General features: G+C 73.2%; 11 protein-coding genes. 4 read left to right on the forward strand and 7 right to left on the reverse strand.

Features of this window, described 5'->3' with window-relative positions; translation table 11 throughout:
- Nucleotides 1–32: 32 nt before the first annotated feature.
- The 3 genes from ACSMXO_RS27215 to ACSMXO_RS27225 all read right to left on the reverse strand — a co-directional run bounded on the left by ACSMXO_RS27215 (nt 33) and on the right by ACSMXO_RS27225 (nt 6,169).
- Nucleotides 33–185: a hypothetical protein gene (locus ACSMXO_RS27215; protein WP_455414355.1), complete on the reverse strand. Its 153-nt coding sequence runs from the start codon at nt 183–185 to the stop codon at nt 33–35.
- Nucleotides 186–430: 245 nt separating this feature from the next.
- On the reverse strand, nt 431–4,966 hold the full coding sequence (locus tag ACSMXO_RS27220; RefSeq protein ID WP_455414356.1) for a glycoside hydrolase family 2 TIM barrel-domain containing protein: 4,536 nt from the start codon (nt 4,964–4,966) through the stop codon (nt 431–433).
- Between the two features lie 330 nt (nt 4,967–5,296).
- A complete protein-coding gene (locus ACSMXO_RS27225; protein ID WP_455414357.1) occupies nt 5,297–6,169 on the reverse strand; it encodes a hypothetical protein in 873 nt (290 codons plus the stop codon).
- Between the two features lie 345 nt (nt 6,170–6,514).
- Between ACSMXO_RS27225 and ACSMXO_RS27230 the strand changes: the two genes are divergently transcribed.
- The gene (locus tag ACSMXO_RS27230) at nt 6,515–9,877 is read left to right on the forward strand and encodes a BTAD domain-containing putative transcriptional regulator (RefSeq protein WP_455414358.1); all 3,363 of its coding nucleotides are present in this window, start codon (nt 6,515–6,517) and stop codon (nt 9,875–9,877) included.
- A 211-nt stretch (nt 9,878–10,088) separates the two neighbouring features.
- Here the strand turns inward: ACSMXO_RS27230 and ACSMXO_RS27235 are convergent, their stop codons facing one another.
- Nucleotides 10,089–10,670, reverse strand: a complete 582-nt coding sequence (locus tag ACSMXO_RS27235; protein WP_346261385.1) for a TetR/AcrR family transcriptional regulator — start codon at nt 10,668–10,670, stop codon at nt 10,089–10,091.
- Between the two features lie 107 nt (nt 10,671–10,777).
- On the opposite strand from ACSMXO_RS27235, the gene ACSMXO_RS27240 reads away from it, so the two are divergent.
- Together ACSMXO_RS27240 and ACSMXO_RS27245 are read left to right on the forward strand one after the other, a co-directional pair.
- A complete protein-coding gene (locus ACSMXO_RS27240) occupies nt 10,778–11,281 on the forward strand; it encodes a MarR family winged helix-turn-helix transcriptional regulator (protein WP_455414359.1) in 504 nt (167 codons plus the stop codon).
- A complete protein-coding gene (locus tag ACSMXO_RS27245; protein WP_455414360.1) occupies nt 11,278–12,918 on the forward strand; it encodes an MDR family MFS transporter in 1,641 nt (546 codons plus the stop codon). The genes ACSMXO_RS27240 and ACSMXO_RS27245 overlap by 4 nt, the downstream gene beginning before the upstream one ends.
- A 153-nt stretch (nt 12,919–13,071) precedes the next feature.
- Here ACSMXO_RS27245 and ACSMXO_RS27250 read toward each other — a convergent pair whose 3' ends face one another.
- From ACSMXO_RS27250 to ACSMXO_RS27260, 3 genes are all read right to left on the reverse strand, one after another.
- Nucleotides 13,072–13,731, reverse strand: coding sequence for a hypothetical protein (locus ACSMXO_RS27250; protein WP_455414361.1), 660 nt, complete (start codon nt 13,729–13,731; stop codon nt 13,072–13,074).
- Nucleotides 13,732–14,115: 384 nt separating this feature from the next.
- A complete protein-coding gene (locus tag ACSMXO_RS27255) occupies nt 14,116–14,763 on the reverse strand; it encodes a response regulator transcription factor (RefSeq protein ID WP_346261381.1) in 648 nt (215 codons plus the stop codon).
- On the reverse strand, nt 14,760–15,917 hold the full coding sequence (locus ACSMXO_RS27260) for a sensor histidine kinase (protein ID WP_455414362.1): 1,158 nt from the start codon (nt 15,915–15,917) through the stop codon (nt 14,760–14,762). Before ACSMXO_RS27260 ends, ACSMXO_RS27255 begins: the two co-directional genes overlap by 4 nt.
- 145 nt (nt 15,918–16,062) lie before the next feature.
- Here ACSMXO_RS27260 and ACSMXO_RS27265 point away from each other — a divergent pair, with 145 nt between their 5' ends.
- Nucleotides 16,063–18,258: an MMPL family transporter gene (locus tag ACSMXO_RS27265; RefSeq protein WP_455414363.1), complete on the forward strand. Its 2,196-nt coding sequence runs from the start codon at nt 16,063–16,065 to the stop codon at nt 18,256–18,258.
- Nucleotides 18,259–18,328: the final 70 nt, after the last annotated feature.

Below are 18,328 nucleotides of genomic sequence, written 5' to 3' on the forward strand. Positions count from 1 at the left end.
CGCACGCGCTCGCACCGACGGCGGTCGGGCGCTCAGAACTCCATTCCGTGCCGCCGGTCGCCGAGAATACGTTCGCAGTTCTCCTGCTCGGCGCGGGCCGAGAACGGCTCGTCGTCAGGGAACGGTGACGCCGTCCGCTCCTCGTCGCGCTGCCCCGCCCGCACGGCGTCGTTCTCGTCGATCATCGGTCGCCCTCCCGCCGTTTCGGCCCGGACTTCGGTTACCGGCACCGACGATCCGCCCGGTAGCGGCGCAGCGGCAAGTGAACTTGCCGACTCGGCAAACCGGGTCGGCGGGCCGCCCGACACCACCCGGGTCGGCGCGCCGGTCTACCTCGCGGAGTACCCGGTGGCACCGTAGCCGGGCACCGGCGGCCGGCCGGGGTGTCCGGCCGGCCGCCGATCACGGGCGAGGAACAGCTCGACCGGCGTCAGGAGCAGGTCAACCGGGCGGCGGCCCAGTCGCCGTGGTCTTCACCGTTGCCGTTGCCGCCGTCGGTGATCCGCAACTCCAGCCGCTGGCCGCCGGTGACGTCGGCGGAGATCCGTTCGGGCCCGGCCGCACCGGTCAGCACCCCGGTCGCGGCCCGCCGCTCGCCGTCGACCCAGACCTCGAAGCCGACCGAGCCCCCGTCCACCTCGTCGTCGACCCCGACATCGGCCCGGAACGCGCTGCATCCGCCGGCCAGGTCGACCACGATCCGCGACGCTGCGTGCGCCCCGATCCCCTTGTCGTACGTCGTCGCGCCGATGCGCAGCGGCCCCCCGTCACCGGCCGGCTGCTCGCCGTTGCTCATGTCCCGCTCCACCGGCCCCCACCCGTTCTCGGCCACCAGGAACGGCAGGTCGCTCACCCAGCGGTCGCCCGGCGGCAGCGGGGCGCGTACCGTCGTGCGGGCCTCGACGGTGCTCGGGAAGCCGTTGCCGACCGCGTCCACCGTGGCGGTCAGCTGGTAGCTGCCGTAGTCGGTCCCCGGCGGCGCGGTGACCGTGAAGACCGCCTCCTCGGGTGTCCCGAACGCCACCTCGGCCAGCGGGACGGTCGCCGGGCTGACCGTCCAGCCGGCCGGCGCGGCCAGCCTCACCACCGCATCCCGCAGGCCGTCGGCGCACCGGGCGGTGACCGTGACCGCCACCCGCTGCGGTTCGCCTGGGCGGATCTCCGCGCCGGCCGCCAGCGCGACCTCCGGCGGGCAGGGCGCGGCCGCCCGGGAGTCGGGTACCCCGCCGGCCCGGATCTCCCGCTCATTCAGCGGGCGCAGCGTCAGGGTGTACTCGTGTGACCGGTTCGCCGGCACCCGGTACTCGTCCAGCACCGAGTTCGGCGTCTCGCCCATCCCGGTCTCACCGGCGGCGGCGTGCAGCGTCACCCATCCCCGGTTGCGGACCAGCGGAAGTTGGAAGTCGTACTCGGCGCGGGCCAGCTCGTCGTAAGGGGTGACGCTGACGTCGAGGTCGGCGCCGCTGGAGCTGCCGACCAGCAGTCCCCGCCGGCCGTCGGTCAGCGACGCCCACCGAGCCCCGGTGTGGTTCCCGTACGCCTGCGGCCGGGAGTAGCGCACGTACTCCTCGTCGACCGTGCTGCGCCAGACGCCGGTGAAGGCACCCCGCTGCCGGTCGTTGTAGGTCTCCTGCGGCCCCCGGCCGTACCAGGCGAACCGCTGCATCGAGTCCGGTACCCGGACCTGCACGCCGACCCGGGGCAGGTAGGGCAGTTGCCCGACCCCCGCCCCGCGCGGCGTGACCCGGTGTCGCAGCGTGATGGTGCCGCGCCCGTCGATCCGGTAGCGCATGGTCTGGTCGATCTCGAAGGCCGCCGAGCCCCGGGCGACGCTGCGCACCTCGACCACCGCCGCACCGCCCTCCAGCGCGGACGACACGCCGGTCACCTCGGTCCGCAGCCGGTCGAGGCCGAGCGCGTGCCAGACCTCCCGGTCGGCGGTGCCCCAGCCGTACGTCTCGTTGCTGGTCGGCGGCCGGTAGACGTCGAGTTCCGGACCGGTGCGCAGCAGTTCCCGGCCGCCGGAGGTCATCGAGCGCAGGATGCCGGTGCCGGTGTCGAAGCGGTACCGCCAGCCGGGACCGGAGACCAGCACGGTCTCGCCGTCCCGAGTCAACCGGGGGGCGGCGCCGGCCGGTGCCGGCGGGAGTACGCCGGGCACCACCCGGCCGCCGGCGGCGAACTCGTCCCAGCCGTACCGGACACCGTCGGCGCCGATCGCCTCCAGCCGCAGCCGGCGCTGCCGGTCCTGCGGGTTCGGCGGCGCGGCACCGAGGGCGAGGTCGACGGTCTGGCCCGGGCCGAGCCGCAGCGAGCGGGTGCCGGAGCGGAGCGTCCGGTCCACCTCGACGAGCGACCAGCGCAGCCGCAGGTCGAGCGCGGCCGCCGGCTGCTCGTTCTGCACCCGGACCCGGCCCGTCGCCGCGTCGTCGGTACCGAACCGGACCGGCGCGTGTGCCCAGGCCACCTCCACGGTCTCCGGCTGGAGGTAGCGGTCGGTGCCGACCATCCCGTCCGTGCCGGAGAGGCTGAGGCCGAGGCTGTCGAACTCGCCGCGCGGCTGCGCCCGGTCGAAGTCCAGGGCCAGTGCGGCCCGGTGCACCGGATCGGCGGCCAGCTCGTCGGCGGTCAGCGCCGCGCCGTAGACCCGGACGTCGTCGACCAGCCCCCGGGCCAACCGGGTACCCAGGTCGTCCTGCTGGGTGGCGGCGTTGCGGCCGACGTTCACCTCGGACAGACCGGGATCCAGAGGGCCGGAGCGGGCGAGGCTGCCGACCTCGGTGCCGTCGACGTAGAGCCGCAACGCCGCCCCGTCGTAGCCGCCGCTGACCCGGTGCCAGTCGCCGTACCAGTCTGCCGGCACCGGCGCGGCCACCGAAGCCCAGCCGGCATCGGTGGTGACCCCGAACTCCAGGGTCGTGCGGTCCCGCATCTGCAGGGCGTACGCCCGGCCCTTGGTGACCACCGGGAAGCTGCCGGCCCACTCGCCGGGCCGTACCCAGGCGTCCAGGGTCACCGCACCGGTGAGGTCGAGCCGGGGATCGCGGAACACGTTGACGAAATCGTCCAGGCTGGACAGTGCGACGGCCTTGCCGCGCCGGCCGTCGGCCAGGGACGGCTTACCGACGAAGAACGCCTGGATCCGGTTGGCCGACGAGTCCGGGGTGAGGACCAGCGGTTGCCGCAGGTTGGCCTCGGCCCAGTCCCAGACGAAGCCGCCCTGTAGCAACGGGTAGCGCCGGACGAGCGCCCAGAACCGGTCGAAGTTGCCGACGCTGTTGCCCATCGCGTGGGCGTACTCGCCGAAGACCACCGGCCGGGTGGTGGTGCGGGCGATCGATTCGACGTACCCGGGAGTCGGATAGCGCGGCCCCCACACGTCGGCGTACGGCGCGTCGCCGTTCGGGTTGTTGGACTGGTGGTAGAGCAGCCGGGTGGGCTCGTTGGCGTCCGCCCACTCGGCCATCGCGAAGTGCGCGGTGCCCAGGCCCGCCTCGTTGCCGGTGTCCCAGATGATCACACTCGGGTGGTTCTTGTCGCGGTGCACCATCGCCTGGAACCGGTCCGCGAACGCCGCCTGCCACTCCGGCCGGGAGGCGAGGCAGTTGTTCGGGCAGTTCTCGTGGGAGTGGGTCTCGATGTCCACCTCGTCGGCGATCCACAGCCCGTGCCGGTTGGCCAGGTCGTAGAGGTAGGGGTCCGAGGGGTAGTGCGAGGTGCGCACGGCGTTGATGTGCAGGCTCTTCATCAGCGCGACGTCACGGCGCTGCGCCGCCCGGCTGACGTGCCGGCCGGTCTCCGGGTCGGTCTCCGCCCGGTTGGTGCCCTTGATCAGGATGCGTTCGCCGTTGACCATCAGTTGCGCGTCGCGCACCTCGACCTCGCGGAAGCCGACCGCCTGCGCGGTGGTGTGCACCACCCGGCCGTCCGGGTCGAGCAACTCCAGCACCAGCGCGTACAGGTGTGGCGCGTCCGCGCTCCACTTGGCCGGGTCCCGCACCGTGGTGCTGAGCGTGCCCTGCCCGGTCATCGTGCTGACCGTCCGGCCGGTGGCGTCGCGCAGGGTGCCCCGCACGGTGTACCCGTCGACGGGTCCGGCCAGCTCGACCCGGGCGGTGAGGGTGGCGTCCCGGTACCGGTCGTCCAGGTCAGTGGTGACGTACGCGTCGCGCAGGTGGGTCCGCGGGGTGGCGTACAGCCAGACGTCGCGGAAGATGCCGCTGTAGCGCCACTGGTCGACGTCCTCCAGGTATGCCCCCGAACCCCACCGGTGCACCTGCACCGCGACCCGGTTGGCACCCGGGCGCAGCGCGTCGGTCACGTCGAACTCGGCCGGGGTGTAGCCGCCCTGGTCGTATCCGACGTAGCGGCCGTTGACCCAGACGAAGTAGCCGCTGGTGACGCCCTCGAAGCGCAGGAACGTCCGCCGGTCGGACCAGGACGGGGAGACCTCGAACGCGCGCACGTAGGCGCCGGTGGGGTTGACGTCCCGGGGCACCCGGGGCGGGTCGTCGGGCCAGATCTCCTCCGGGATGTTGCGGAACATCGGGTGGTCGACGAAGTCGGACTGCCAGGTGTGCGGCACCGTGGCGATCGGCCAGCCGGAGACGTCGTAGCCCTCGGCGTGGAAGCCGGCCGGCACCTCGTCGGGGCGGTCGGCGATCGCCAGTCGCCAGTCGCCGTTCAGCGGCAGTATCCAGGGCGACCGGGCACTGTGCTCGGTGACGTCGGCGGCGGCGGTCCGGGCGTCCGGGTACGGGTGCAGCATCGCGTGCGGCGCCTGCTGCCCCTCACCGGTCATTCCGGGATCCTCCAGGTAGCGGTAGACGTCCTCGACGGTGACCGGACCGCCGGCAGCGGTGGCGCTGCCCCGGCGCTCGGCGGCGTGCGCGGCGGCCGGCGGCAGCACACCGGGCACCAACAGGGCGAAGAGGGTGAACCCGGCGAGGATCCCTCGTGCTGGCATCAACACCCTCCCACCCGGATCTCCACAGATCCGCACAGAGATCGAAAATTATCAACTCTTCCTAACATCAAGAAGCGACGATATTCAAGAGAATCGGGGTCCCGACCGGACCGGACCGCAGGGCCGGAACGCGGCCGGGGCCGGGAACGGTACCGGCGGACGGCACCAGCACGCCCCGGCTGCTGGTGCCGGAGGCGGAGTCCCCGGCCACTCTCGGCTGAGCGCGATCGGCGCCCCACCGGCCCGGCCGGGTCCGTCGGCCAGCGCCTCGGCTACGGGCCTCCCCGCGCTTCGAGGTGGAGAGGCCCGTAGCCAGCCGAGGTTGTCCAGTCAGGATCGGAGTTCCGTCAGGGCCGCCGCGAGGATCCCGGACAGCGATCTCCGCGCGATATCGTCGCGAAGCGTTTGATAGTGCGGGTAGTAGTCCAGCATCCGACCGGGGTTGGCCGGATCGGGGTACCCGGCGAACGCCCCCCAGCGCCACAGCGCGTACTCATGCCGGGCCGCCATGGGTCCACCAGCGTGTTCCACACATTCGAAGTAACCGGGGATGAACAGCTCGGGGTAGATCTGCCACACCTCCTCCTCGTTCGGAATCGGAAGGTAGAACCGGTCGAAGTATGCGTTGCAGAACACCTGGAACGTGGTCTGGATCTTGGTGAAGGCGGCGATCAGGTACTGCTCCAGCTGTGCGGTCTGAAGGTTGGCCTGCGCCCGCGCCGCCAACGCGACCGGCCCCAGCGAGGTGAGCAGGACGCCGAGGTCGCGCATCGCCCCGAAGTTGAAGTTCTGCCCGACGACGTCGTAACGGACGTTGATCGCCGTGACGCAGGCGGTGGCGTCCTGGGCGAATCGCTGCTTGAGGCTCATCGAGAAGTCCTGGCTCTCGACGAACTCCAGCATGGCGTGCTCGGTGCAGCCCCGGACCTCGGCGACGGTCAGCGCGTCCATGTGGTTCTTGATCGCCTGCTCGGAGCGGCGGACCTCGCTGATCATCATGGTGACCGCCTGCTCCAGGGTCAGCCCACCGCTCCTCGAGTCGCTGTAGAGCGAGTACGCGGCGTAGGCGTACTGCGCCACCTGGATGATCGTGGCGGGGTCGATCGCCTGCGCCGGTCGCGGGGCGGCCGGCACCGCCACCCCGGTGGCCACCACCGCGGCGACCATGCCTCGTACCGCCAACTTCCTCAGCCTGGCCCTCATCGTCAGATCCCTCCGTTGTCGATGTGGCGCTGGTTCCGGGAGCAACGTGCCATGCGCCACTGGACAACGACTGGACGCGACGCCGAGGAGCCCGGGACCGGGCCGCAGCGACCACGCCAGCCCGTCGGCAGCGCATGACGGGGCAGGGTCGCCACCTCGGCCGGCCGGACCAATGCGGCGAGGTGCACCTGGACGGTTGCCGACACCGTTACCGACGACAACCGGACATGCCACTGCGGAAGTGACGTACCCGCGGAATAGACTCGGAGAAATCCTTGCGGGGGGAGGCAAGGGATGCGTTTCGGGATTCTCGGACCACTTGAGATCCACTCGGCTCGTGGTCCCGTGCGGATCGGTTCCAACCGGCAGCGGGCGCTGCTCGCCGCCCTGCTGGTCCAGCCGGCCCGACCTGTCGCGGTCGACGAACTGGTGGCGGCCATCTGGGGTCCGGCCGCGCCGGAGAATCCCCGCGCCGCCGTGCACACCTGCGTGACCCGGCTGCGCCGCAGTCTCGACGAGGCCGGTGCCGAACCGGTCCGGATCGAGCGCCAGGTCGGCGGCTACCGGCTGGCGATCGACCCGCAGGACGTCGACGTCGGCCGGTTCGAGGTGGCGCTGCGGCGGGCCGAGGCGGCCAGGAAGGCGGCGGACCCGGCGACCGAGGCGACCGCCCTCCGGGCGGCCCTCGACCTCTGGCGGGGCGAGCCCCTGGTCGACGTCGGCTCGGACTACCTGGACCGCGAGGTCGTACCCCGGCTGGTCGAACTCCGGCTGGCCGCGCTGGAACGCCGCATCGACCTCGACCTGCGGGCACCGGGCGACCACTCGGCCCTGGTCGGCGAGTTGCACGGCCTGACCGGCCGGCATCCGTTGCGGGAGCGCTTCTGGGTGCAGCTCATGATCGGCCTGACCCGGTGCGGCCGGCGCGGCGAGGCGTTCGCCGTCTACCGCGACCTGCGGCGGCGCCTGCGGGAGGAGTTGGGTGTCGACCCCGGCGAGGAGGTGCAGCGGGTCCACCTCGCCCTGCTCCGGGGTGACCCGCCGCCGACCGGCGGCAGCGACGACCCGACCCGGGCCGTCCCCGAGACGGCACCGTGGACGGCCTCCTGCCAACTGCCGCTGGACGTCGGCGACTTCGTCGGCCGGGGCAGGGAACTCAAGCAACTCCTCGACGAGCTACGGCAACCAGCGGGCGGCGGGCCGGCCGTGGTGGTCGTCAGCGGGCCGCCGGGGGTGGGCAAGTCCGCCCTCGGCATCCGGGTCGCCCACCAGGTCCGGGCCGACTTCCCGGACGGCCAGTGGTATGTCCGGCTGCGCGGCGCCGGACCGGGCCGGCGGGATCCGGCACACGTACTTGCCGAGCTGCTGCGTACCGCCGGGGTGAATCCGGTCGGTCTGCCGGACGGCACGGACGAACGCGCCGCCCTGCTGCGGTCCCGGCTCGCGGACCGTCGGGTGCTGCTGCTCCTCGACGACGCCGCCGACGCCGCGCAGGTGGCGCCGCTGTTGCCCGGTCGGCCGGGCTGCGCCGTCCTGATCACCAGCCGATCGGACCTCGGCGGGGTGACGGCGCTGTACGGCGCCCGCCGGCTGGTGCTCGGCCTGCTCGTCCCCGACGAGGCGCACGAGCTGCTCCGCCGGATCGTCGGGCCGGACCAGCTCGGTGCCGAAGAGGCGGCGGAACTGGCCGATCTCTGCGGCAGGCTGCCGCTGGCGCTGCGGATCGTCGCCGCGAACCTGGCCGGTCGGCCCTCGCTCGACCCGTCCCGGTACGCCAGCCAACTCGCCGCCGGGGACCGGCTGGCGAAGCTCACCGCCGACGGGGACGAGAATCTGACGGTCCGCTCGGCGTTCGACCTGTCCTACGCCGGCTCCGACGAGGCGCAGCGACGGGCGTTCCGGCTGCTCGGGCTGGTGCCCGGGCCGGACGTGTCGGTGCCGGGCGCGGCGGCGCTGTTCGGTCTCGACGAGGAGCGCGCCGGCCGGCTGCTGGACCAGCTCGCCGCGGCGAACCTGGTGGAGCGACACACCATGGAACGGTTCCGCCTGCACGACCTGCTCCGGCTCTACGCCGCCGACCGGGCCGCCGCCGACGAGTCGGCGGACGAGCGGGCGGCCGCGCTGCGCCGCCTCTTCGACTGGTACCTCTACGGCGCCAACGACGCGACGATCCGGTGCTACCCGATGATGTACCCGGCACGCCTGCCGGACCCACCGTCCGGGCTGCGCACACCCGAGCACGAATCCGCCCGGGCCGCCCTGGACTGGCTCGACGCGGAGCGGGCCGGCATCTGCGCCGCCGTGCAGTACGCCGCGCGGCAGGGCCCGACCCGGTACGCCTGGCTGCTCACCTATGCGATCCGGCCGGACATGCTGCTGCGCTACCACATGGCCGAGCTGGACGCGATGAGCGAGGCCGCGCTGGACGCCGCCCGGCGTACGGCCGACCAGCGGGCCGAGGCGATGATGCTGCTGACCCGAGGGACGCTCGGAGTGGCCACCAACCGATTCCAGGAGGCGCTCGGCCACCTCGCCGAGGCACAGCCGCTGGCCGAGGCGCACCAGCAGGCCGAGCTGGCCGCGAGCATCGCCAACATCTGGGGGCTGGTCCATCTCAACCTCGGCGAGCTGACGCAGGCCGCCGCGCAGTTCGACCGCTCGCTGCGCTGGGTCGACGTGATCGGCGAGTCGGCCCGGGCCCGGACCATCTCCACTCTGATCAACCTGGGCGTCGCCCGCCTCGAACTCGGCGAGCTGGACCGGGCCCGGACCTACTTCGCGCGTGCCCTGGAGCTGGCCGAGACGCACGGCTCGCCGTTCAGCGCGGCGACCGCCCTGGTCAACCTCGCCGCGGTCGAACTGGAACTGGGCAACCTGGACCGTGCCCTGGTCCTCTTCGAGGACTCGCTCGACAGATACCAGGAGTGCGGGGCGCGCCCCGAGGAGGCGATCGCGCGGCAGGGGCTGGCGACGGTGCACCGGGACGCCGGACGCTACGACCGAGCCGAGAAGCAGGCCCGGCTCGCGGTCGAGCTGACCGAGCAGATCGGGCACCGGCGGTACGCCGCCGACTCGCTCGCCACGCTCGCCTCGATCTACCTGCTGACCGACCGACCGGACCTGGCGGTGGCGCACTACGCGCGCAGCCACGACCTCGCGGTCGAGTTGGGCTATCCCCGGGTCGAGATCGAGTCGCTGGCCGGTCTCGCCCTGCTGGAGGCCCTCGGCACCGACGGGGCCGCTCCGCCGCCGGGTCCGACGGTCCGGGAGCCGTTGCCGTCCCCACCGGACGTGCCGATCACGGTGGTCGGTCCACCGGCAACCGGAGGCCCCGGCACGCCGGCCGGTCCCTCCGGCACCGTGGTTTCCGAGGCTCGGCCGGACGCGGTGGACCGGGCGAGGGCGGCCGGGCTGCGGCTGATGGAGGCGAAGGCCCTGGTGCTGCGCGCCCGGGTGCGGCTACGAGAGGGTCGCCTCGACGACTCGTCGGACGACGCGGAGCTGGCGCTGACGCTGCACCGCGAGTCGGGATGCCGACTCGGCCAGGCCCAGGCGCTGGTCCTGCTCGGCGAGGTCGCCGCGCTCCGGGAACGCCCGGAGGCGACGGGACGGTGGCGGGAGGCGGCGGAACTGTTCACCGCGATCGGTTCGCCGTTCGCGGCGGAGACCCGGGCACGGCTCGGTAAGCCGCTACCAAACCCCGCCTGATCCGGACGCGGCCTTGGGCACGCCGCGCCGGTCGACGACCCCCGCGCATGGGGCGGCGCGGTCGTGACCGTCGGTAAGCGGCAGGTCCGGCGAACCGGCGAGCAGGTCGGCTCGACGGTGAGGGCGAGGTCCCGGCTGGGCTTGGCCGGCACCGGGCCCCGGTGTCGCCGGCCGGGGCCGTTCCGCCGACCGGTCGAGGCCGGTCCGCCGGTCATGGGCGCACATAGCCGAGGGCGGCACGCACCAGTTCGACCAGGGGGCGCTCCGGATGGTCGGTCCAGTACTGGGTCGCCGCGCGCAGTGCGTGCAGAAACGTCCCGGCGAGTACCCGGGCGCGGAGCGGCGTTTCTGGTGCCTCGGGCAGGCGACGGGCGATCTCGGCGGTGAACTCCTGCTCGACGGTGCCGTACGCGGTGATCTGGTGGGCGGCGAGGCTGGGATGGTTGCGGATCAACCGCCGCTGGGCCAACCACAGCGGGTCGAGGCCGTCGCTCTCCCGGGCCAGTTGCTCGGCGGCCCGGGTGAGCGCGGTCCAGGGCTGCTCGTCGAGCGGCTGGGCGTGCACCAGCTCCAGCAGACGCCGGATTCGCACCAGATCGGCGTGGAAGAGGGCTTCTTCCTTGTTCGCGAAGTAATTCGAGAACGTTCGGCGGGACACGTCGGCGGCGTCCGCGATCGCCTCCACGGTCACCCGGTCCGGCCCCTGCTCGGCGGCGAGCCGGAGCGCCGCCCGATGCAGTGCCTCACGCGTCGCGGCCTTCTTGCGCTCCCGCCGCCCCACCGTCTCATCCATCGGGAACAGCCTACGTGGCGGTGATTCATTTCTCAAAGCGAAAACTTGCACACTGGGCATCAACGCGGAACCCTTGTGTGTGACAACCAACCGACCGAGGAGGCGAGGTGGACACCACCGCTCGGCACACCGCGCTCGGTGACCGGCTCCGCGACCTGATGTCGGCGATGCGGCTGATCCGGCACCGGCGCGCGATCGAACGGCCGGCGGTGCCGTCCGGCCTGGTCGGCATGCTGTTGCAGATCGACGAGCTGGCCGATCAGGCGGCCGGCTGCCACGCCAAGGAACTCGCCGACCGGTCCGGACTCGACCCGTCGACGGTCAGCCGGGCGGTCGCCGCGCTGGTGGCGCAGGGCCTGGTGACCCGGCGCGCCGACCCGGCCGACCGGCGGGCGAGCTTCCTCGTGCTCACCGACGAGGGGCGTACGGCACTGGCCGACGCCCGCGACTGGTACGGCGACCTGCTCCGCGCCGCGCTCGCCGGCTGGAGCCCGGCGGAGATCGACGCGCTGACCAGCGCGCTCGACCGGTTCGTCACCGACATCCAGGGCAGCCTCGACCAGGCCCCGGGACAGATCAACCCTCAAGAAAAGCTGGAGGCCGCGCGATGAGCGCACCGACCACCCTCGCACCCGCGCCGCAAGCGGAGCCGATGACCCATCGGCGCACCCTGGAGGCGCTCAGCGGCCTGCTGTTGGTGCTCTTCGTCGCGATGCTCAGCAGCACCGTCGTCTCGACCGCGCTGCCCCAGATCATCGGAGCGCTGAACGGATCGCAGACCCAGTACACCTGGGTGGTCACCGCCACCCTGCTCACCGCGACCGCGACCACCCCGATCTGGGGCAAGCTGGCCGACCTGTTCAGCAAGAAGGCCCTGGTCCAGACCGCCATCGTGATCTTCGTACTCGGCTCCGTGGTGGCCGGGCTGAGCCAGAACGCCGGGCAGCTCATCGCCGCCCGCGCTTTCCAGGGGATCGGGGTCGGCGGGTTGCAGGCCCTGGTCCAGGTGGTGATCGCCGCGATGATCCCGCCCCGGGAGCGCGGCCGCTACAACGGCTACCTCGGCGGCGTGATGGCGCTCGCCACCGTCGGCGGACCGCTGCTCGGCGGGCTCATCGTCGACACGTCCTGGCTCGGCTGGCGCTGGTGCTTCTTCGTCGGGGTACCGATCGCGATCATCGCCCTGCTCGTCCTCCAGGCCACCCTGCACCTGGTCACGGTCCGCCGGGAGAACGTGAAGATCGACTATCTCGGCGCCGCCCTGATCGCCGCCGGGGTCAGCGTGCTGCTCATCTGGATCTCGTTCGTCGACGGCTCGTTCGACTGGCTCTCCTGGCAGACCGGTGCCATGGTCGGCGCCGCGCTGGTGCTGCTCGGGCTCGCCGTCGTAGTCGAGGCCCGCGCCGCCGAGCCGGTCGTGCCGCTCGACATCGTCCGGCAGGGCACCACGGCACTGTCGATCGTCGCCAGCCTGGCGGTCGGGATGGCGATGTTCGGCGGCGCCGTCTTCCTCGGCCAGTACTTCCAGATCGGCCGTGGCTACAGCCCGACCGAGGCCGGCCTGCTCACCATCCCGATGATGGTCGGGGTGCTCGCGTCATCGATCGTCGCGGGGCAGCTGATCACCCGCAGTGGGCGGATCAAGCCGTACATCGTGGTCGGGGCGATCGTCCTGGTCGCCGGTTTCCTGATGCTCGGCACCATCGACCACCAGACCTCCCTGGTCTTTATCAGCGGGGCGATGCTGCTCGTCGGGATCGGGGTGGGGATGACCATGCAGAACCTGGTCCTCGCCGTGCAGAACGCCGTACCGCTGAAGGACATCGGCGCGGCGAGTTCCTCGGTCGCGTTCTTCCGCTCGCTCGGCGGCACCATCGGGGTCTCGGTACTGGGTGCGGTGCTCGCCCGTCGGGTCACCGAGCAGATCACCCAGGACCTGACCGCGGCCGGCATCCCGGCCTCCGGAGCGGGCAGCGCCGGCGGCAGTCTCAATCTGTCCAGCCTGCCGGACGCCGTCGCGCACATCGTCCGCAACGCCTACGGCGACGCCACCGGGCACATCTTCCTGATCTCCGCGGCGATCGCGGTGGTCGGGGTGATCGCCGCCGCCCTGCTCAAGCCGGTCACCCTGCGGACCAGCCTCGACCTGCCGGACCCGGCCACCAACGCGGCCACCGTGGCAGGTGCCATCGACGGCGCCCCGCCGGCCACCGACCCGGCCCGGGACGGGGCGGCGAGCCCGCGCTGACCCGCACACCGGTGCCCGCCGGCCGTGACCCGGCCGGCGGGGCACCGCACCGATCCGGACGGCCAGCCCCACCCGGGCTGGTCGTCCGGCGTCGACCCCAGGCTCCAGCCCGGAAGCCCGCCGGGCGCCCCGCGCGGGCCGCGCAGCGCATCGTCAGCTCGACGGCTGCACCAGCGTATTCCAGAACATCAGCTCGTAGTCGCGCAACAGCCGGCCGTACCGCCGGGTGTGCGGGAGTGGACGTCCCGCGTCCAGCCCGGCCTGCGCCGCGTCGACCGCCTGCCGCTCCAGATCCGGGGAGGGCGAGGCGAAGAAGTCCAGGAAGGCGCAGGCGGCGTCGTCCCACCCGTACCGGTCACGCAGTGCCCGGGCCAGCCCGGCACAGTAACCGCCCCAGTCGGCGAAGTTGACCGCCAGCGCGAGCGCGACCTCGGCCGGATCCGCGTTCACCGCGAGCCAGGCCACACATCCGGCGTACGCCTGGCAGCCCGCCCGGGGCTGGTAGCCGGCCAACTCCGCCTCGCCCATCCCGGCGCCGGCCGCCAACGCCGGCAGCAGGGGCAGCACCAGCCCCTCGCCCTGGGCGAGCGTGCTGAAGAAGTCGACGGCGGCCGGCTCGGCCGCCCGGGCGGCCAGCAGCAGGAAGGCGCGCCGGTCGGCGGGGACGATGTACCACTCCTCGGCGGCGAGCGCGGCCACCGCCGACAGTGGTGCCCGGCCCCGCACCACCGCCGAGACGAAGCGGTTCTCCGCCGGTGCCGCCGCGAACTCCGTACGCATGGACTCCAGCAGTTCCGCCGCCGTGCTCGCCATTCCGGTGCTCCCCGATCTCCTCGTCGCCATCGCCACCGACCGCCTCGGTACGGGCCCGCTGGTCACGCCTCCGTCCGCGCCACCAACTCGCCCGGCGCACCGTCCGGCACCTGCCCAGCATCGCCCAGCACCCGGCAAGGTCACCAGCGCCGGCCCGCCCGCACGCACACGTCGCCGCCCATGGCGCCGCCACGGTCACGCTGACGGTGAACGGCGGTGCCGCCCAGGTCGTCGACTATCCGAACACCGGCTGGGAGAACTGGCGGCAGGTGGCGGTCAGCGTCACCCTCGCCACCGGGGTCAACACCCTGCGGCTGGGTCACCGCAGCCGGTGGGCCGAACTCGACCACATCGAGATCGCCTGGGGACCGCGGCCGACCGTCGTCACCGTCCTGGCACGATGCCGGCGTCGTAGGCCCGGACGATGGCGCCGGCCCGGTCCCGGACGCCGAGTTTGAGGAAGATCGCCGAGACGTGCCCCTTCACGGTCCGCTCGCTCAGGTGCAGCGAAGCCGCGATCTCGACGTTGTTCGCGCCCGACGCCACCAGGCGGAGCACCTCCAGCTCGCGGCCGGTCAGCGCCGCCACCGAGGAGGCCGGCCGGCCGGCGCGGCGGCCCCGGACCAGCGCCAGCACCCGAGCGGCAACCTGTGGGTCGAACCACGAGCCGCCCCGGGCGGTGACCCGGATCGCGCCGACCAGTTCCGCCGCCGGCGCGTCCTTCAGCACGAAACCCGCCGCGCCGGCCTCGATGACACCCCAGAGCACCTCGTCGTCACCGAACGTGGTCAGCGCCAGCACCGGCGGTGCGCCCTCCACGCCGGCCAACCGCCGGGTCGCCTCGATCCCGTCCAGCACCGGCATCCGGATGTCCATCAGCACGACGTCCGGGGCCAGCCGACCCGCGAGGTCGACACCGGCCCGGCCGTCGGCCGCCTCGCCGACGATCGCGAGGTCATCGTGGGCCGACAGGATCAGCCGCAGCCCCGCCCGGACGAGTTCCTGGTCGTCGACGAGTACGATCCGGATCACCCGGGCACCTCCGCGCCGGTACGCCGCACCGGCAGTGACGCCTCGACCAGCCAGCCGTCGCCGTCCGGTCCGGCCGACACGGTGCCGCCGAGCGCCTCGACGCGCTGGCGCATGCCGGCCAGCCCGGTGCCGCCGCCCCGACCGCTCGGGGTGGGGATCCGGGCCGGAGCACCGTTGCGTACCGACACCGCGAGGCGGTCCGGGTGCCGGACGATCCGGACCACCGCCTCGGCCCCCGGTGCGTGGTGCCGGACGTTGCTGACCGCCTCCTGCACGATCCGGAACGCGGCGAGCCCGGTGTAGGTGTCGACCGACCCGAGGTCGCCGACCAGCTCGGTACGGACCGGCAGACCGGCCTCGGCCACGCCCCGGACGAGGTCGACGATGTCCGCCGCACCGGGCAGCGGCGGTTGCGCCCCACCACCCTCGGCGGGATCGCGCAGCAGGCCGACAATCGCCCGTACGGACTGGAGACTGTCCCGGCCGACCTGCTCGGCCCGGTCCAGCGCCTCGGCCGCCGCCGCCGGGTCGCGGTCCAGCACCTGGCGGGCGCCGACCAGGTTGAGCAGCACGACGGTGAGCCCGTGCCCGACCGCGTCGTGCACGTCGTGCGCGATCCGGCGGCGCTCGGCCGCGGCGGCGGCGACGTCGAGTCGGGCCTGCGCCTCGGTCAGTGCGGCGACAAGCTGCCGCTCCCGCCGGAGGATGCGGCCGATCGACCAGGTGAACAGCGTCCCGGTGCCGAAGAAGACGACGGCGGGATAGTCCTCCCGCCACTCACCGTCGACCGCGACCAGCACCACCGGCACGGCGGCCGTGCCGACCGCGGCCACCGTCTCGGCCGGCCACGACCGGCCCATCGCCGCCAGCCAGGCCACCGCGAGCATGGCCAGGAAGATGGCGCCCGGCGCGTCGTACCAGAAGGTCACCAGCGCCGGTACGCCGACGCCGAGCGCCGCCATCGGCCAGGGCCCGACCCGAACCTGGCCGGCCAGCAGTGCCCAGGGCAGCAGGGCGACGACGAGCGTGCCGACCAGGCCGACGGTGATGTCGGTGGTCAGGAAGACGAGCAGCGCCGCCGCCAGGGCCGCGAGCGGAAAGGCCAGGCCGGTGGTGAACGAACCGCCCCAGGCCCGCAGCCCCGTCTGCTCCACGCCCGCAGACTACCGCCGTGCCGGGTCGGTTGACCCCGTCCCCGGGTACGCCCCGACCCGGTCTCCGGTACGGGTCCGGACCCGGCCCGGGCCCGTACGGAAGCGTTCGCCGGTCCGATGTGGCCGGACGGGCCTGGAACAGACCATGGCGGGCAGCCCCTTCCCGCCACCCCAGGAGATCGCCGTGTTCCGCAGAATTGGTCACTTCGTCGTCCACCGCCGCCGGCTGGTGCTGGCCCTGACCGTCCTCTTCGTCGTCGCCGCCGGTGCGGCCGGATCGGGCGTCTTCGGCCAACTCGGCGGGGGCGGCTTCGCGGACCCGGACGCAGAGTCGACCCGGGCCGAAGCCTTCCTGGCCGAGGTCGGCGCGCCCCGACCCGAGTTGGTCCTGCTGGTCGAGGCCGCCGACGGCGCCGGGGTGGACGACCCGGCGGTGACGGCGGCCGGCACGGCGCTGACCCGGGAACTCGCCGACGGTCCCGGTGTGCTCGGGATCAGCTCGTACTGGTCGACGGGCGGGCAGCCGGCGCTCCGCTCGACCGACGGCAGCGCGGCGCTCGTCGTGGTCGACCTGGCCGGCGACGAGGAGCAGGTCGAGGCGGCCGCGGCCGGCATCGCGGCGGAGTACGCCGGAGGTCGCGGTCCGCTCACCGTCCGGGTGGGCGGCGGGTACGCGATCGACGAGGCCATCGGCGAGCAGCTCGACAGCGACCTGGTCCGGGCCGAACTGATCGCGGTCCCGGTGACACTGCTCCTGCTGCTGTTCGTCTTCGGCGGGATCGTGGCGGCGACCCTGCCGCTGGCCGTCTCGGTGGTCGCGGTGCTCGGCGCGCTCCTCGCGCTGTCCGGCGTCGCGCGCTTCACCGACGTCTCGGTCTATTCGATCAATCTGATGACCGGGCTCGGGTTCGGGCTGGCGATCGACTACTCGCTGTTCATCCTGAGCCGGTTCCGCGAGGAGTTGGCCGCCGGCAGGCCGACGGACGAGGCGGTGGTGCGGACCGTGCGGACCGCCGGCCGCACGGTGGCGTTCTCGGCGCTCACCGTGGCCGTCTCGCTCTCGGCGCTGCTGGTCTTTCCGCTGGCCTTCCTGCGCTCGTTCGCCTACTCCGGGATCGCGGTGGTGCTCTGCGCCGCGGCCGGGGCCCTGCTGACCCTGCCGGCCCTGCTGGCGACCCTCGGCCCGAGGGTGAACGCCGGGTCGCTGCGGTCGCGCCGGCGTACGGCCCGGCTCACCGCTGGGCCGGGCGGCAAGGCCGGGCGGCCGGCCGGGCCGGGCTTCTGGTACCGGCTCGCCGGTGCGGTGATGCGCCGGCCGGTACCGGTCGCGACCGGAGTCGTCGTCTTCCTGCTGGCGCTCGGCATCCCGTTCCTCGGCGTCGACCCGGGACTGCCGTCGCACCAGGCACTGCCGCCGTCCAACGAGGCCCGGCAGGTCGTCGAGGCGATCGAGAGCGGGTTCGCCGGCAACCGGACCGAGGAGTTCGGGATCGCCCTGCCCGGCGTCGACGCCGACGGCGCGGACGCCGAGGCGGTGACGGCCTTCGCCGGTCAGGTCGGCGCGGTCGACGGGATTGCCGCCGTGACGCCGCACGCGGCGCCGGGCGGTGCCTGGCTCAGCGTGGTGCCCTCCGTCGTACTGCGCTCCGCCGAGGGCGAGCGGCTCGTCGAGAAGATCCGGGCGCTGGATCCGCCCTTCGACTTCCGCGTCGGCGGCGACGCGGCGGAACTCGTGGACGCCAAGGCCGCCATCGGGGACCGGCTGCCGCTGGCGCTGGCGCTCATCGCGACGACCACCGCGATACTGCTCTTCGCCGTGTTCGGCAGCATCCTCGTCCCGGTCAAGGCGATCCTGCTGAACCTGCTGTCCCTGACTGCGACCTTCGGCGCGATGGTCTGGATCTTCCAGGAGGGGCATCTCTCCGGGATCCTCGGCTTCACCGCGACCGGCCAGCTCGACGTGTCGATGCCCATCCTGATGTTCTGCGTCGCCTTCGGCCTGTCGATGGACTACGAGGTCTTCCTGCTCTCCCGGATCAGGGAGGAGTACCTGCGCACCGGCGACAACAGGCAGGCGATCGCCACCGGGCTGGCCCGGACCGGTCGGCTGATCACGGCGGCGGCGGTACTGCTGGCCGTCTCGTTCGCCGCGTTCGGGATCAGCGGCATGAGCTTCCTGAAGCTGATGGGACTCGGCCTGGCCCTGGCGATCCTGGTGGACGCCACCGTCATCCGTGGGCTGCTGGTGCCGGCCGTCATGGCACTCGCCGGTAGGGCCAACTGGTGGGCGCCCGCCCCGCTCAGGCGGCTCCACCAGCGCTGGCACCTTCAGGAGAACTGACCGGCGGCAGCCCAGGCCCGGGCGCCGAGCCGCCGGCTGCGGCCCGGCCGACGGCGGACCCGTCCCGGTC

This window comes from Plantactinospora sp. DSM 117369 (assembly GCF_053764795.1).

Bases quoted from the DNA above. Each gene is read 5' to 3' on its own strand.
- ACSMXO_RS27215 (WP_455414355.1), bottom strand. From the start codon at position 185: ATGATCGACGAGAACGACGCCGTGCGGGCGGGGCAGCGCGACGAGGAG.
- ACSMXO_RS27220 (WP_455414356.1), bottom strand. From the start codon at position 4,966: ATGCCAGCACGAGGGATCCTCGCCGGGTTCACCCTCTTCGCCCTGTTG.
- ACSMXO_RS27225 (WP_455414357.1), bottom strand. From the start codon at position 6,169: ATGAGGGCCAGGCTGAGGAAGTTGGCGGTACGAGGCATGGTCGCCGCG.
- ACSMXO_RS27235 (WP_346261385.1), bottom strand. From the start codon at position 10,670: ATGGATGAGACGGTGGGGCGGCGGGAGCGCAAGAAGGCCGCGACGCGT.
- ACSMXO_RS27245 (WP_455414360.1), top strand. From the start codon at position 11,278: ATGAGCGCACCGACCACCCTCGCACCCGCGCCGCAAGCGGAGCCGATG.
- ACSMXO_RS27250 (WP_455414361.1), bottom strand. From the start codon at position 13,731: ATGGCGAGCACGGCGGCGGAACTGCTGGAGTCCATGCGTACGGAGTTC.
- ACSMXO_RS27265 (WP_455414363.1), top strand. From the start codon at position 16,063: ATGGCGGGCAGCCCCTTCCCGCCACCCCAGGAGATCGCCGTGTTCCGC.